At 73.5% G+C, this 14,540-nt stretch carries 13 protein-coding genes; 7 read left to right on the top strand and 6 right to left on the bottom strand.

Annotation, left to right across the window (positions count from 1 at the left end):
• Window positions 1-24 precede the first annotated feature (24 nt).
• Both SXIN_RS13975 and SXIN_RS13970 read right to left on the bottom strand, forming a co-directional pair.
• The gene (locus tag SXIN_RS13975; RefSeq protein WP_238153761.1) at window positions 25-825 is read right to left on the bottom strand and encodes a glutaminyl-peptide cyclotransferase; all 801 of its coding nucleotides are present in this window, start codon (window positions 823-825) and stop codon (window positions 25-27) included.
• A gap of 143 nt (window positions 826-968) precedes the next feature.
• Window positions 969-2,528 carry a tyrosine-protein kinase domain-containing protein gene (locus SXIN_RS13970; protein WP_192883589.1) on the bottom strand — a complete coding sequence of 520 codons (1,560 nt, stop codon included), beginning with the start codon at window positions 2,526-2,528 and terminating at the stop codon, window positions 969-971.
• A 257-nt stretch (window positions 2,529-2,785) separates the two neighbouring features.
• Here SXIN_RS13970 and SXIN_RS13965 point away from each other — a divergent pair, with 257 nt between their 5' ends.
• Window positions 2,786-3,358, top strand: coding sequence for an LPXTG cell wall anchor domain-containing protein (locus SXIN_RS13965; protein WP_107501192.1), 573 nt, complete (start codon window positions 2,786-2,788; stop codon window positions 3,356-3,358).
• Window positions 3,359-3,444: 86 nt separating this feature from the next.
• Here the strand turns inward: SXIN_RS13965 and SXIN_RS13960 are convergent, their stop codons facing one another.
• The 3 genes from SXIN_RS13960 to SXIN_RS13950 form a co-directional block, all read right to left on the bottom strand.
• The gene (locus SXIN_RS13960; protein ID WP_019707591.1) at window positions 3,445-4,107 is read right to left on the bottom strand and encodes an arsenate reductase/protein-tyrosine-phosphatase family protein; all 663 of its coding nucleotides are present in this window, start codon (window positions 4,105-4,107) and stop codon (window positions 3,445-3,447) included.
• 30 nt (window positions 4,108-4,137) lie between these two features.
• Window positions 4,138-5,979: a DUF4012 domain-containing protein gene (locus SXIN_RS13955; protein ID WP_019707592.1), complete on the bottom strand. Its 1,842-nt coding sequence runs from the start codon at window positions 5,977-5,979 to the stop codon at window positions 4,138-4,140.
• A 190-nt stretch (window positions 5,980-6,169) separates the two neighbouring features.
• Window positions 6,170-6,829 carry a sugar transferase gene (locus SXIN_RS13950; RefSeq protein WP_019707593.1) on the bottom strand — a complete coding sequence of 220 codons (660 nt, stop codon included), beginning with the start codon at window positions 6,827-6,829 and terminating at the stop codon, window positions 6,170-6,172.
• A 191-nt stretch (window positions 6,830-7,020) separates the two neighbouring features.
• Here SXIN_RS13950 and SXIN_RS13945 point away from each other — a divergent pair, with 191 nt between their 5' ends.
• From SXIN_RS13945 to SXIN_RS13920, 6 genes are all read left to right on the top strand, one after another.
• Window positions 7,021-8,013, top strand: a complete 993-nt coding sequence (locus tag SXIN_RS13945; protein ID WP_050930685.1) for a UDP-glucuronic acid decarboxylase family protein — start codon at window positions 7,021-7,023, stop codon at window positions 8,011-8,013.
• Window positions 8,010-8,936: a WecB/TagA/CpsF family glycosyltransferase gene (locus tag SXIN_RS13940; RefSeq protein ID WP_019707595.1), complete on the top strand. Its 927-nt coding sequence runs from the start codon at window positions 8,010-8,012 to the stop codon at window positions 8,934-8,936. Before SXIN_RS13945 ends, SXIN_RS13940 begins: the two co-directional genes overlap by 4 nt.
• Window positions 8,933-10,285: a glycosyltransferase family 4 protein gene (locus SXIN_RS30925; protein ID WP_019707596.1), complete on the top strand. Its 1,353-nt coding sequence runs from the start codon at window positions 8,933-8,935 to the stop codon at window positions 10,283-10,285. Before SXIN_RS13940 ends, SXIN_RS30925 begins: the two co-directional genes overlap by 4 nt.
• 98 nt (window positions 10,286-10,383) lie before the next feature.
• Window positions 10,384-11,634 (top strand): glycosyltransferase family 4 protein, encoded by a 1,251-nt coding sequence (locus SXIN_RS13930; protein ID WP_050930686.1) that lies wholly within the window; start codon window positions 10,384-10,386, stop codon window positions 11,632-11,634.
• Window positions 11,628-12,833, top strand: coding sequence for a glycosyltransferase family 4 protein (locus SXIN_RS32740; RefSeq protein WP_272951812.1), 1,206 nt, complete (start codon window positions 11,628-11,630; stop codon window positions 12,831-12,833). Before SXIN_RS13930 ends, SXIN_RS32740 begins: the two co-directional genes overlap by 7 nt.
• On the top strand, window positions 12,820-13,650 hold the full coding sequence (locus SXIN_RS13920) for an FkbM family methyltransferase (RefSeq protein WP_157916288.1): 831 nt from the start codon (window positions 12,820-12,822) through the stop codon (window positions 13,648-13,650). The genes SXIN_RS32740 and SXIN_RS13920 overlap by 14 nt, the downstream gene beginning before the upstream one ends.
• 102 nt (window positions 13,651-13,752) lie before the next feature.
• Here SXIN_RS13920 and SXIN_RS13915 read toward each other — a convergent pair whose 3' ends face one another.
• Window positions 13,753-14,520, bottom strand: a complete 768-nt coding sequence (locus tag SXIN_RS13915; protein ID WP_019707601.1) for a class I SAM-dependent methyltransferase — start codon at window positions 14,518-14,520, stop codon at window positions 13,753-13,755.
• Window positions 14,521-14,540: the final 20 nt, after the last annotated feature.

The raw sequence follows: 14,540 nt of genomic DNA, 5'->3' as shown, positions 1-14,540 counted from the left end.
ACGACGACGGGACCGCGGGACGGGTCACCTCGCGACCAGGGCCACCCGGAACATCCTGGGCCACCATTTGCCGGTGAGCAGGAACTCATCGGTGCCGGGGACGGCGGCGATGCCGTTCAGGACGCCGGCGTGCCGTTGCTTCCCCGGGACCCCCGGGACCGGCAGCCCCGACGCGTCGATCTCCGCGGTCACCCTGCCGGTTGCGGCGTCGACGCGCACGATCCGGCTGGAGGGCCAGACATTGGCGTACACGCTGTCGCCCACGCACTCCAGCTCGTTGAGCTGGGGCACGGGGCGGCCGTGGAGGGTGACGGCGATCCCGCCCGTCGGGGCCAGCGTCCGCGGGTTCCGGAAGGTGAGCCGGGCGGAACCGTCACTGGTGACCAGCCGATCGCGCCCCGGCTGGTGGCACACGCCCCAGCCCTCCTGCGCGTACGGGACCCGGCGCAGCTCCGCCAGTGTCCTGGCGTCGCGTTCGATCGCGACGTGGTCGAGCCAGGTCAACTGCCACAGCGTCGGCCCGAGGACGGTGATGCCCTCTCCGAACAGCGGTTCCGGCAGGTCGGCGCGCACGGTGGGAGGCCGGCCGGGCGGGCCCAGACGGACCGACGACTCCCCGGCCAGGCCGGTCGACTCGTAGAGGGTGCCGCCCACCATCTCGAGGCCCTGGGTGTAGGCCCTGGGATCATGCGGCATGGCGTCGAGGACCTCGGTCCGCAGTTGATCGACGCGATCGGCGGCGGGCGGGGCCGCGGCCTCCGGCCGGAGCGGTGAGTCCCCGTCCGTTCCACAGGAGGGGACGAGCACGGCTCCGGCCACAGCCACGGCGGCGACGGCCGGGTACGCCAGGAGTGCACGCAGGGGCCGGGACCGGGACGCCGGCCGGGAGCCACCGTGCGCCGCGCCGGATCCCGGGCGCGGACGACGACCCGGTCCACGGCACCATGCCCGCGTGCCGCCCTCTCCGGTCAGTGACGGTCTCCGCTCTCGTTCGCGGCCGACGGGGCGGAGCGGTTCTCCGCCGGGTCCGGGGAGCCGTCCCCGGAGCTGCCGCCGCGCAGGGGCGTGGAGCCGCGTACGGCCGGTGCCGCCGGCGCGGGAAAGGCGTCCATCGGCGCGGGCTTTCCGCGGCGCCGGAGCCGGGCCGGGCGTCCCCGAGTCCTCGGCTTGTACGTGTAGCCGTAGCCGTACTGCTCGGCGTCGCCCTTCGCGGGGGACATGTTGAGGATGCCGCCCAGCATCGCCGTGCCGGCCTCCTGCAGGGTCCGCACGGCCTCGGTGATCTGACCCGTGGTGCTCTTCCCGAACCGGGCCACCAGCAGGTAGCCGTCCACCGACGAGGCCATGGCCGGAGTGTCCGCCACCGGGAGCACCGGCGCGGTGTCGATCACGACGTGGTCGAACTTGTCGGCCAGCGAACGCACCACGGTGCGGAACTGCCCCGCGCTCAGCATCTCCGCGGGGTTCGGTGGCAGCACCCCACTGGCCAGCACCGTGAAGGAGCCCGCCGACTGCAGTACCTCCTCGGCACTCGCCTGGCCGATCATCACGGTGGTCAGCCCCGCGCCCTCCACCAGGCGAAGTGTCCGAGCGACGTTGGGGCGCCGGAGATCCGCGTCGACGAGACAGACGGAGGACCCGAACTCGGCCAGCGCGGCGGCCAGGTTGATCGAGACGCTCGTCTTCCCCTCGCCGGGCACCGCGCTGGTGACCGCGATGACCTTGGGGGGCTTGTCGATGTCCACGAACCGGAGGCTGGTGCGCAGCCGTCTGAAGTCCTCCGCCCGCCGGCCGAACACGTCATCGTCGGTCGCCACCGGGTGCCGGGATACGCGCTGGTCGTAGACGACGCTGCCGAGTACGGCCGGCCCACCGGCCGCGGCGAGACACCGGGTCAGGTCGTTGCGGCTGCGGACCGAGGTGTCCAGCGACTCCCGTGCGAACGCCAGTCCGGTACCGAGGGTCAGCCCGGCCACGAGCCCGAGCGCCACGTTGAGCACGGGCGTGGGCGAGGCCGGCGAGGACGGCCTGGTGGCGGGCTCGGTGACGCTCAGCCGGACGGGTGAGCTCCGGGCGCCCTCCGGTCGTTCGATGTCGGCGATGACCTCGGTGAAGCGTTGGGCGACGGCATTGCTGATCCGGGCCGCCCGGGACGGCTGGGCGTCCATGACGGTGATCTTGAGAAGCACCGTGTCGAGCGGCACCTCCGTGGTGATCTTCCGGGCGAGCTGGGAGGGCGTCAGGCCCAGGTCCAGAGCTTCTGTGACGGGCCTGGTCACCCGGGGGCTGGAGACCACTTCCGCGTAGGAACGGACGCGGGCCTGGGCGAAGCTGTTGCCCTGGTTGAGCTTGGCCGTGTCGTCCCAGTCCTGAAGAGACACGAAGAGCGTCGAGGTGGCCCGGTACTGAGGAGTGGTGGCGTAGGTGACGAACACACCGATCGCCGTTCCCAGCAGCCCCAGAGCGGCGATGGCGCGCCAGCGCCTGACGAGGAACCGGAGGCAGTCGGACAGATCCACAATATCCATCCCAGATGTACGCAAGATTGCTGAAACATGGCGCAAGAGGTCAAGCGAGCATATATGTGAAGACCGCGCAAAAGGTGCAGGGCTGCGGCCCCGCCCGCCGTCGAGCCGGGCGGGGCCGCTCGGGCCATTCGCGTAAGCCATCCGGCGACTACCCGAGGTCAAGGTGTTAGTCAAGGCTATAAAGCGTTATATATGAACATGTCTTTTTTGGCAGTTATGTTCCATCGGTCGGATGCCACCTGAGGAGAGTGAACGAGATGACTGCGCCATCGAAGTGGCGTACCGCCGTGGCGGCCGTGGCGGCTTCCGCTGCTTTCGCCGCCGTGCCGGTCCTGGGCGCCCAGCCCGCCCACGCCCAATACCCACCACCGTCCCCGGGCCTCACCCTGAGTTCCACGGCCGTCTACCAGGGGGCCAAGATCGCTTTCATCGGAAGGGGGTTCGCCTCCGAACAGGCGGTCGTGGCCGAACTGCTCCCGGAACAGACCAGGCTGGGGAACTTCAGGGCCAACAGGCTCGGCGCGGTCTGGGGATCGGTCCGTATCCCCCGGTGCACGACGCCGGGCAATCACGTCTTCCGGCTGCGGGCGTCGAACCCGAATCGGGTCCTCGAGGCCGGGATCACCGTGCTCGAGCGCCCCGGGGATGATCCCTGCACGACCAAGGCGGTACCGAAGCAGCAGGCCCGTGCCGCCGCGCTCCCCGCCGGACAGCAGAACCTGGCCGACACCGGTGACGACACAACGCCTCTCCTCATGGGCGGGGCCGCGGGCCTGGCGGCCCTGGGCGGTGGCGGGGTCCTCCTCGCCCGCCGGCTCCGGAAGCACTGACAGCTCCCGCCTCACCCCACGCCGCGGCCTCCGCGGCAGTGCCCCGCACGGCCCGGCGCCACGTCCGCCCGGTGACGGAAGGTCCGTCACCGGGCGGACGGGTGCCGCCGGCCGCGCTGCTGAGAGCTGATGGCGGGGGAGCAGCCGGCTCGCATGGCCGCGGCGATCGTGTTCACCGACTCCTCGATGCGCGTCGCGCACTGCCGTGCGCTCCGCACGTCCGCGCCCAGGGGATCGGCCACGTCGTCATCGCCCCCCTGCACCCGTTCGGTTCCACGCCGGCCGGCCGCGCCCCGGACCAGCGAGGTGAGCCGGGTGACGGGGGCCGTCGCGTCCGCCGCGTCCTCGGCCCGCAGCAGCCGGGCGAATTCGCGCAGCGTGAACGCGCGGGACAACGCTCGTACGGGGGACAGCCGCACGGCCGCCTCGCGATGTTCCGCCGCGGCGCCCAGCACGAGATCCGATCTCTCGACCAGCTCGGCGGTGAGCCGGCGGGAGACGGTCCCCGACGGATCCCCGCCCCAGCCGACGAGGACGGAGGCGGCCTCGGCCGCCATCGGCCGGCCCGGCGCGGCGTGTGTTCCCGCGCTGCTCACCTGAACCACCTGGCGTGCCGCGGCCAGCCGTTCCCACAGCAGGCACTCGGCGAGCGGTGAGCGGTACAGATTGGCGGTGCACACGATGAGCACGCGGAAATACGGCGGAGGCGCGGTGCCCTCGGCCGGAACGGGGAGGAAAACGTCCGACATGGCGTCAGTGCTTTCTTGTTCGGTGGGACATCAGGCACCGCACGGACCGTTCTCGCGCACCGTGGCCCGCAGGGGACGCACCAGCGGCTGGCGCAGCACGACCGGAGCACGGCCGGAAGGCGGCTCCAGCAAGTGGAGTACGAGCGTGCGCGTGCCGCGCGCGGGCAGTTCCAGATCGAGGGTGAAGACCGGGTGGCCGCGCTCCGTGGCGTGGTTCACCAGCGCCGGGCGGCCGTCCAGCGTGGCCCGGGACAGCATCGCCCCCGCGCTCGCGTAGTAGGAGACCAGCAGACGGTTGTCGCCCGGCCGGACGTCGTGGAGCGGGTCGTCCACCCGTTGGGTGACATACGGCGGGAGCCCCGACTCCGGTGCCCGGTTGGTCAGGCGGGCCGTCACGGTGATCTCGCGCCGGCCGCCGACGCACCGTCCCGGTGCCCAGACGAGCTCGCGGTCCAGGTAGTAGTCCAGCTTCGTGCCCGCCGCGTTGTTGACCACCAGTCCGGCCAGCGGGACGGACCCGTCGGGCAGCGCTCCGCCGAACGACCCCGCCAGGAGTTCGCGCTCCTCGGCGGAGTGGGCACTCCACACCTTGATCCGCCCCGCCGCCAGCTGCCGGTGCAGCGCCGCGAAGAGGGCGGGCCGGCGCGCCGGATCGTCCGCGGCGTGGAGCAGCCGGGTGGCCACGGCACGCGCGACGTCGAGGAAGAAGGCCTTGCGCCGCGCGGTGTCCCGGTGAACCGCGTAGCTGGCGCGCTCGGTGAGGTCCACCACGTTTCCGGCGGTGACGGTGCTCCCGTCGGGCAGCCGGACGGGGCCGGAGGCGGCGAGAAGTCCCGACACCACACCGGGGTCCAGGGAGAACGCACCGTCCACCTGCTGCCCGCTGTGCCGGTGCCATGCGGCCGCCCAGATCCGTGCCGCATAGGGGAAGTGCGGGCTGACATTGGAGTTGACCCAGGTCGCGGCCGGGGCGCTGGAGCCGTACAGCGCGTCGTACTCGGCCCCCAGGTCCACATCCGCCGAGACCGAGGCCAGTTCGGTGTCGTTCCCGAAGCGCTCGAAACTCATCCGGCCCCGGTCCGCCCTGAGCACCGCGAAGGCTCCGGGAAGCCCGCCGGTGCCGCGTGCCTCGGCGGTGTTCTCGAACACCACGAGGTACCGCCGCGGCCCGTCCGCTCCGAGCATCGACGGCATCACCCGGGCCGCCGCGGCGGCGTCTCCGGTGAGGGGACGGAGCCGGTCGAGCTGCCGGGCGAGCCGGGTGCGTGCCCGGTCGGCGGCCGGCAGCCAGGTGCTGTGCGGGAGTTCGTCGACCTCGGTCCGCACCCGCGCCGCGCTGCGCGACGCGTGATCGAGGAGAGGAGCCGCGCGGCGCACGGCGGAGAGGTTCAGCAGCCCGCCGTCCTCCCCCGGTCCGGCGCCGACGTCACCGGCGGTGCGCGCCAGCGGGGAGAGCACGTCGCCGGTCAGCCGGTCGGCGGCTTCCGCGATTCCGCGTACGGTCCGCAGCGGGGCGCCGAGAACGGGCAGCTGAGCCGCCGGGTACCAGGCCGGTCCGGTGGTGAGGCGATGAGCCCGTGCCGTATGCCCGGCGGCGTCGCGCACCGCGGCCTCGGCGGTGCGCGTCAGCGACGCGGTCTCGGCGGGTGCGCCCGCCGCTGACTGCGACGTGGCCGGCTGTGGGCGCAGCGACTCCAGCTTCCGCTGGGCCGCCAGCAGTTCCTGGGCGGCGAGCACACCGGTCACCGCGATCCAGGCGGCTCCGGCGAGGAGCAGCCCGGCCGTCGCGTACACCAGCACCCTGACCCGGACCCTGGGCGGCCGGGGGAGGCCGGCGACGCGCCGGCCGCCGTTCGTCCGCCGGGGCGGCATGCGGACCGGGCGCCTCCACCCGGTCCGGGGAGGGGGCGTCCGGCTGTGCGACGTACCAGGGCGGAACTCGGGCATCCGGTGTCACTTTCCTTCGCTGATCCCGTTGGCCGGGTCCGGCGGCCCGTGCTCGGCGGCCTCGTCGGTGCCCGGTGTGCGGCTGACGGTCCCCTCGTGGCTCGGCGGACACCCCTCAATAGGCACCGTCACCACGCAGCACAGCGGGAAGGGTCCGGAGGAGGATGGTCAGGTCCAGCCTGATCGACCAGGCGTCGACGTACTCCAGGTCCAGGCGCAGGGCGTCCTCCCAGGCGAGGTCGGAGCGGCCACTGACCTGCCACAGGCCGGTGAGCCCCGGGCGGACCAGGAGACGGCGGCGGGCCTCCCCGGTGAACGCGGAGTCCCCGACCGGGAGCGGGCGGGGGCCGACCAGGGACATCTGTCCCTTCAGCACATTCACCAACTGCGGCAGCTCGTCCAGGGAGTAGCGGCGCAGCCACCGTCCGACCGCGGTCACCCGGGGGTCCTCACGGATCTTGAACAGGTGTCCGTCCGCCTCGTTGCGGACGGACATGGCGGCCCGCAACCGCTCGGCTCCGACTCCCATGGTGCGGAGCTTGAGGACCTCGAACTCCTTGCCCCGCCAGCCGGTACGGCGCTGACGGAACAGCAGCGGGCCGGGGGTGTCGACCTTCACCGCGATGGCCGCCACGAGGAGTACCGGCGCCACCAGCAGGAGCAGGACGGCGGCGCCCAGTACATCGATGGCCCGCTTGGCCGTCCTGCCTCCCCGGCGCGCCTGCCGGTACGGGGACGGTGGGCGGTGAGCCGTTTCGGCCGTGGACACCGGCATGCAGCACCCCTTCTCCTGACTGCGGCAGACGGGTGGAAGATGCCGTACACAGGAGCGTTACCGCCCTGATAATGACAAATACACCCATATCGGACAAACGAATAGAAACATGACTTCAGTCCGAGTCTCGGCAGTGACACCGCGGCTTGCCGCCGCCCAGCTGCCCGGACGGGACGGCCGAGAGGATCTGCATGCGCGCGGTAGTGACGGGTGGGGCCGGATTCATCGGCTCGCATCTGTGCGAGCGGCTGCTTCAGCAGGACCACGAGGTGGTCTGCGTCGACAGCTTCCTGACCTCCAGCCCCGACAACATCGAACACCTCACGGACAACCGGCATTTCCAGTTCCAGCACCGGGACATCACGCAGGGCCTGGACGTGCCGGGGCCCGTGGACGCCGTGTTCCACCTGGCCTCACCGGCCTCGCCGGCGGACTACCTGAGGCTGCCCCTGGAGACGCTCCGTGTCGGCTCGGCCGGCACGTGGCACGCCCTCGACCTGGCCGCGGGGAAGGGCGCCCGTTTCCTGCTGACGTCCACCTCCGAGTCGTACGGAGACCCGCAGGTGCACCCGCAGCCGGAGAGCTACTGGGGGCACGTCAACCCGGTGGGCCCGCGCGCCGTGTACGACGAGGCGAAGCGCTTCGGCGAGGCCCTGACGATGACGTACCGCAGGGAACGCGGCGTGGACGCCAAGATCGTGCGCATCTTCAACACCTTCGGGCCCAGGATGCGACCGGACGACGGCCGGGCGATCCCCACGTTCATCCGCCAGGCTCTGCGGGGAGAGCCGATCACGGTCACCGGGGACGGCAGCCAGACCAGGTCGCTGTGCTACGTGGACGACCTGGTCGACGGGCTGACGCGGATGACCGGGAGCAGCCACGGCGGCCCGGTCAACCTCGGCAACCCCCACGAGGTCACGATGCTCGAACTGGCCCAGTGGATCAGCAAGCTCACCGAGTCCCCGTCCGAGATCGTGCTGGTCCCCCGGCCGCAGGACGACCCCGAGAAACGCCGTCCGAGCATCACGCTGGCTCGCGAACTGCTGGACTGGAACCCCACGACCCCGGTGGAGCACGGCCTGCGCGAAACCGTCAAGGACTTCCGCCGCCGTATCGACGTCGACGGCACCACGCCCCGGCGGCACCCCGTCACCGTGGTGAACGGCACGGCCCGTCGATGACGGCGGTCGGCGAAACGGCGAGCGGCACAGTCTCCGTACCCGTCGTCTCGTGTCTGGGCGTGCCCATCACGGCGCACACCCGTGAGGGCGCCGCCCGCCGGGTGGTGCACCGCGCCCTGCACACCCGGGAGGCACGCGAGGCGCACCGGCCGGCACAGGCCGGCCCAGCCGCCCTCGCCCCCGCGGGGAGCGACGTGCACCTGTGCAACGCCTACACCCTCGCCCTGGCCGACCGGGACCCGGCGCTGCTCAGGACCCTCCGCTCGGCGTTCCTCAACCTCGCCGACGGGCAGCCGGTGGTCTGGGCGAACCAGCTCCTCCACCGGGGCACGGCGCTGCCGCGCGGGCGCGTCTACGGCCCCGACCTGATGCTGGACGTCTTCTCCATGAGCCAGGGCACAGGGTTGCGCCACTACCTGCTGGGCTCCACGCCCGAGGTGCTGGCCGCGCTGCAGCGCGAACTGCGGAGGCGCTTCCCCCGGGCCGTGCTCGCCGGTTCCTGTTCCCCGCCGTTCCGGTCGCTGACCGCCCAGGAGCTCCGGGACCAGGAGGAGGACATCCGCGCACGCGGGGCCGACATCGTCTGGGTGGGTCTCGGCACCCCGCTGCAGGACCACCGGGCCGCCGAGCTCAGCGCCGCGCTGCCGGTGGTGACCATGGCGGTGGGCGCCGCGTTCGACTTCATCGCGGGCAGCAAGCGGCAGGCGCCGTCCTGGATGCAACAGGGCGGACTGGAGTGGCTGTTCCGGCTGGGCTGCGAGCCGCGCCGGCTGTGGCGGCGCTATCTGTTCGGCAACGCCCGGTTCGTCGGGGGCGCCGTCCGGCAGGCGGCCCGCCGGCAGGTTCCACGGGCGTCCGCCCCGCCGGCGCTGCCGTCGGACGCCGGGACGGGACTCACCGGCAGACGGGAGAGGGCGCGTTGACGGCTCCGACCGGCGAGGCCCCGACCGGCCAGGCCCCGGACGTACGCCACCGGCACGACGTCCCGTCCCCCGCCCCCACCGCGCGGGCGCTGCGCATCGTCCTGGCGTCGTACGCGTGCGACCCGAGCCGCGGCACCGAGCCGGGCATGGGCTGGGCCTGGGCCGAGGCGCTGGCCCGGCGCGGACACACGGTCGAGCTGCTGACCCGTCCCCACGGCGGCAACACGGAGCACATCGGCAGGCGGATCGAGGCCCTCGGCCCGGTGGGGCGGCGGATCAGGACGCATGTCGTGCCGGCCCCGCCCCGCCCCTGGTGGGTCCGTCTGCTGCCGGGCTTCCTGCGCGGCCAGGTCCTGGAGTTCGTCCACTACGACGGATGGCAGCGGCGCGCCCTGGAACACGCGCGCGGCCACGGGCTCGGCTGCGCCGACCTGGTGCACCACGTGTCGTACGGCTCGCTCGTGGGCGGCAGCGCGCTGCGGCGGCTCGGACCGCCGCTGGTGTTCGGCCCCGTGGGCGGCGGGCAGACCGCGCCGCGCAGCCACCGCCGCTGGCTGGGACCCGCGTACGTCCAGGAGTTGGTGCGGGAGTTGCTGTGGGTGCGGGGCATGAGCCTGCGTCCGACGTGCCGTGCGACGGTCCGGGAGGCGGCCCTGGTCCTCACCACCAATCGCGACACCGCGCGACGGGCCCGCCGCCTGGGCCGCGCCGATCCCCGCATGGTCCTCAGCGACGGTGTGCCCGGCGAGTTGCTGCGGGAGCCCGCGCGGGAGGGGCCGGAGCGGCCGGACCGCCCGCCGACCGTGCTCTGGGTCGGGAGGCTCACCGCCATCAAGGCGCCGGAACTGGCCCTGAGGGCGTTCGCGCTCCTCTCGGCCCGCGTTCCCGACGCCCGTTTCGTGGTGCTCGGGGACGGCCCGCTCCGCGCGGACCTGGAGCGGCTCACCGTCCGGCTGGGGCTCACCGGGTCCGTGTCCTTCCGGGGCCGGCTGCCCTGGAGGGACACCCTCGCCGCGTACGACGACGCGGACGTGCTGCTCTTCACCAGCCTCCGCGACTCCTTCGGGGTGCAGAACCTCGAGGCGTGGGCCCGGGGGCTGCCCGTGGTGCATCTCGACCACCAGGGAGTCGGGGACTTCTCCGCGCCGGGCTGCTCGGCTCCCGTGCCGCTGGGCGACCCGGCGGACCTGCCCGGGCGCCTCGCTGACGCGCTGGCGGGAATGCTCGCCGACGAGGAGGCCCGGCGCCGCACGGCGGAGGCCGGGCCCCGATGGGCCAGGCAGCACACCTGGGCCGCGAAGGCCGAGTTCGCCGAGCGGCTGTACGAGGCCGTGCTGAACCGTCGTTGACGTGCCGGGCCGGCGCCGGCCGCCGTCCGACGGCCGGCCCCGCCGCCCACCGCGCGCCGCCCACCACCCATCCGCGACCGGAAAGAGCAGCAGACCGCATGTCAGCACGAGAGGCACCCCGTCCCCGGACGGACCGTCCACCGGGCAACCCGTCGGCCCACCGCGTGGCGCTGGTGCACAGCTTCTACTCCTCCCGCCGGCCGAGCGGGGAGAACGCCGCCGTGCTCGACCAGGCGGAGGCGCTGCGCGCCGCCGGGCACGACGTTACCGTGGTCGCCGCCCACACCGACGCACTGGAGACCGGGCGCGGCTACACCCTGCGTGCGGCGGTCCGGGTCGCCACGGGCCGCGGCAGGTCGCCGCTGGCCGAACTCCGCCGGCTCGGCCCCGACGTGGTGCACGTGCACAACCTGTTCCCCAACTTCGCCACCGACTGGCTGGACCGCTGGCCCGGCGCCGTGGTCGCCACGCTCCACAACTACCGGCCGCTGTGCGCGGCCGCCACGCTCTTCCGCGACGGGAAGACCTGCACCGCGTGCCCCGACGGCGACCGGTGGACCGGACTGCGGCACGGCTGCTACCGGGGCCGGCGCGGCGCGACGCTCCCCCTCACCTGGGCCGGCCGGCACGGAGCGGCGGCCCATCCCCTTCTGCGGCGCGCCGAGCGGCTGGTGGCGCTCTCCGAGCGCAGCCGGGACCTGTACCAGCGGTTCGGGGTGCCCCCGGAAAAGCTGGCCCTGGTACCCAACTTCGTCGCGTCGGGGAATCCGGGGACCGGCCCCGGGGGCCGGCCCGCGGCACCGGCCGCGCGATGGGTGTACGCCGGACGGCTGAGCGAGGAGAAGGGCATCCTGCCCCTGCTCCGCAACTGGCCGGAGAGCGAACCCCTCGACCTGATCGGTTCCGGGCCGCTGGAGTCGGCGTGCAGGGAGGCCGCGCCCGGCACGGTCAGGCTGCTCGGCCCCCTCCCGCGCCAGGAGGTCGCCGCCCGGCTGCCGCGTTACACGGGTCTGGTCTTCCCCAGCGTCTGCCCCGAGTCCGCCACCGCGCTCGTGTGCCAGGAGGCGCTGGCGGCGGGAGTGCCGGTGCTCGCCCTCGCGGGCTCGGCGGCGGCGGACAGTGTGCGCAGGGACGGTACGGGGGCGGTCTACGGCGCCTCGGGCGAACTGCCGCACGCCCTCGCGACGGCACGCGAGCGCTTCCCCCTGCTGCGTGAGCACTGCCGCCGGGTGCACGCCGAGCGGTACAGCGCACGGTCCTGGACGGCCGGCATCGAGGCCGTGTACGCCCAGGCCCTGGCGCGGGCCGCGGGCCGGCCGGCGGCCGCTGTCGCGGAGCCGTCGTGGTGACCGCCGGAAGCGGCCGGCGCCGTGTGGTCGTGGTGCAGCCGTACGTCCCGGGCTACCGCACGTCCTTCTTCGACCGGCTGCAGACACGGCTGGCCGCCGAGGGCGTGGAACTCGAAGTGCTGCACGGGCCCGCGCCCGCGCACCAGGCCGAACGCGGGGACGCCGCGTCCTGCGCCTGCGCGACCCAGGTCGGCACCCGGCGCCTCGCCCTGCCCGGAGGACGGTCCCTGCTCTGGCGCCGCGTGCGGCGCCGGGCCGCCTCCGCCGACCTCGTCGTCCTGGAGCAGGCGCTGCACAACCTGGAGGCGTACCCCCTGCTCCTCCGGCCGACGGGCCGCCCGCGGTGCGCCCCCCGGGTCGCGTTCTGGGGGCACGGCCGGACCTACACCAAGCCGCCGAGCCGCGTGGAAGCCGTCGCCAAGGGCGCCCTGACCCGGCTCGGATCCTGGTTCTTCGCCTACACCGAGGGCGGAGCGGCGCACGTCGCCTCCCGGGGCTTCCCCCGCGACCGGATCACCGTGGTGCGCAACTCCGTCGACACCGCGGAGCTCGTCGCCGCGCGCGCCCGGGCCGTGCGGCCGGGGACGGCGGAGTTCGCCGAGGCGGCGCTGCTGCGCGAGCGGTACGGTCTGACCGAGGGGCGCACCGCCCTGTACCTCGGAGGGCTGGACGCGCCCAAGCGGATCCCGTTCCTGCTGGAGTGCGCGGACCGCATCGCCGCCGGAATCCCGGGCTTCCGGCTGCTGGTGGCGGGCGACGGCGCCGACCGCCACCTGGTCGAGGCCGCGGCGAACCGGCCCGGCAGCCCGGTCGTCGCGGTGGGCCGGCGGGGCGGAGCGAGCGCCGGGCCGCTCGGCGCGGTCGGCGACGTCATGCTGATGCCGGGCCGGGTCGGACTCTGCGCGGTGGACTCCTTCGCCCTGCGCACGCCCGTCGTCACCACGGACTGGCCCTGGCACGCCCCCGAGTTCGAGTACCTGGCCGACGGCCGCAACGCGCTGGTCGCGCCGGACGACCCCACGGCCTACGTCGGCGCCGTGACCGCGCTGCTGCGCGACCCCGCACGGCTGGACGCCCTCCGTACGGCCTGCCGGAGCGATGCCGCGGCTTACACGACGGAGGGCATGGCGGCGCGTTTCGGCGACGGGCTGCTGCAGGCGATGGAACGAGACCAAAGGAATCCGCATGCAGGTACATGAAGCCGGCCTCCTCGGCCGGACCGCCAAGGCCGCGGCGCCCCAGCTGTGCCGGCTGGCGAGCAGCCGGCGGATGCGGCAGGGGACCCGTCTGCTCGAAATCTACTTGGAGATCCTCCAGGGACGGGGCGCCGGGACCGGCTGGGACCTGCGTGGCGAAATCCACGCCGCGCGGCACTGCCTCCGGGGCGTCGAAGCCCCCGTGGTCTTCGATGTGGGCGCCAACTACGGCCAGTGGTCCGCCGGGCTGCGCACCGCCCTCGGCGGGCGGACCGGTCGCTTCTTCCTGTTCGAACCGCAGCCCGCGTGCCAGTCGGCGCTGGCGAGGGCGCAGGTCCCGAACCAGGTGGTCATTCCCGCCGCGGTGAGCGACGAGGAGGGCTCGGCGACCATCTTCGCCGACACTCCGGGCTCGGGCGTGGCGTCCGTCCACCGCCGCCGTGACTCCTACTTCGGCGACATGACGGCTCATCAGGAGAAGGTGCCGGTCACCACCATCGACCGCGAGGTCGAGAGGTGGGGGGTCGACCGGGTCGACCTGCTGAAGCTCGACATCGAGGGAGCGGAGTTCCAGGCCCTGCGCGGGGCGGCCGGCAGCCTCAGGGACCGGAGGGTGACGACCATCGCCTTCGAGTTCGGCTCGGCCAACGTCTACTCCCGCACCTTCTTCCGGGACTTCTGGGACCTGCTCTCCCCGTTCGGCTACCGGCTGTGGCGGATCTGCCCCGGCGGGGTCCTGCTGCCCGTACGGGAGTACACCGAGGAACTCGAGCACTTCCGCGGGGTGAGCAACTACGTGGCGTCCGTGAGGCCCGCGTGAGGACCCGGGCCGCCGCGGATGCCGCGTCCGCTCGGCGGAGCAGGGCATCCGCGGCGGCCCGGGCGGTCGTCCGGACGGCGGCGCGGGCCCGTCCGGCGTCTCCTACGCGTAGGCGAAGCAGGCGATCTCCGAGAAGACGGTCGGATACCGGCGGGCCAGCCGGGTCCCCACACGGGCGTCGATGGGCCGCGGGCCGATGAAGTAGCCCGTGCGTTCCACCCGGGAGAAGCCGCAGCGGCCGGTCAGCATGAGCTCCAGTGACCGGTAGGTGAAGTAGTGGAGGTGGCCCTCGTCGTGCAGGTCCACCTCGCGGCCGGCGTACGTGGTGAGCCCTTCGTTGTCGGAGGCCGTGGAGGGGAAGCGCCCGAGCGCGAGCTTCACCCGGCGGGTCCACTTGGCGATGTTGGGCGTGTCCACGTACACGAATCCGCCGGGCTTGAGGAGCGAGCAGACGTCGGTCATGGCCCGGAGCGGATCGACCAGATGCTCGATCAGGGCCACCATCAGCACTGCGTCGAAGGGCCCCTGGACGGTCGCGGAGGGCCGCTCCGCGTCCGTCTGCGCGAACCGGAACCGGGGGTCGGTGAAGTTCCGCCGCAGTCCGGCCATCCGGGCCTCGGACAGGTCGCCGAGGGTGTACGACCCGAACGGCATGTCCCCCGCGAGCAGACTCCGGGCGATCAGGCCGTTGCCGGCGCCGAGTTCCAGGACATCCGCGCCTTTCGGGAGCCTCCGGGGCAATTCGGCCACGGCCGCGGCGAACCGGTCCCTGGGCAGTGGCTGGTCGAGGCTGAGCGGGACGGGTGCCTCGCTCGTCGCGTCCGCCGCGTACTTGGTGTCGTAGTGCCTCGTGAGCTGGTGCTGTGACATGGGCCCTCCAGAGCCGGTTC

It is taken from the genome of Streptomyces xinghaiensis S187, assembly GCF_000220705.2.
Classification (GTDB): domain Bacteria; phylum Actinomycetota; class Actinomycetes; order Streptomycetales; family Streptomycetaceae; genus Streptomyces; species Streptomyces xinghaiensis.
The sequence above is the reverse complement of the archived record's forward strand: the minus strand, read 5'-3'. Positions and strand labels throughout refer to the sequence as shown.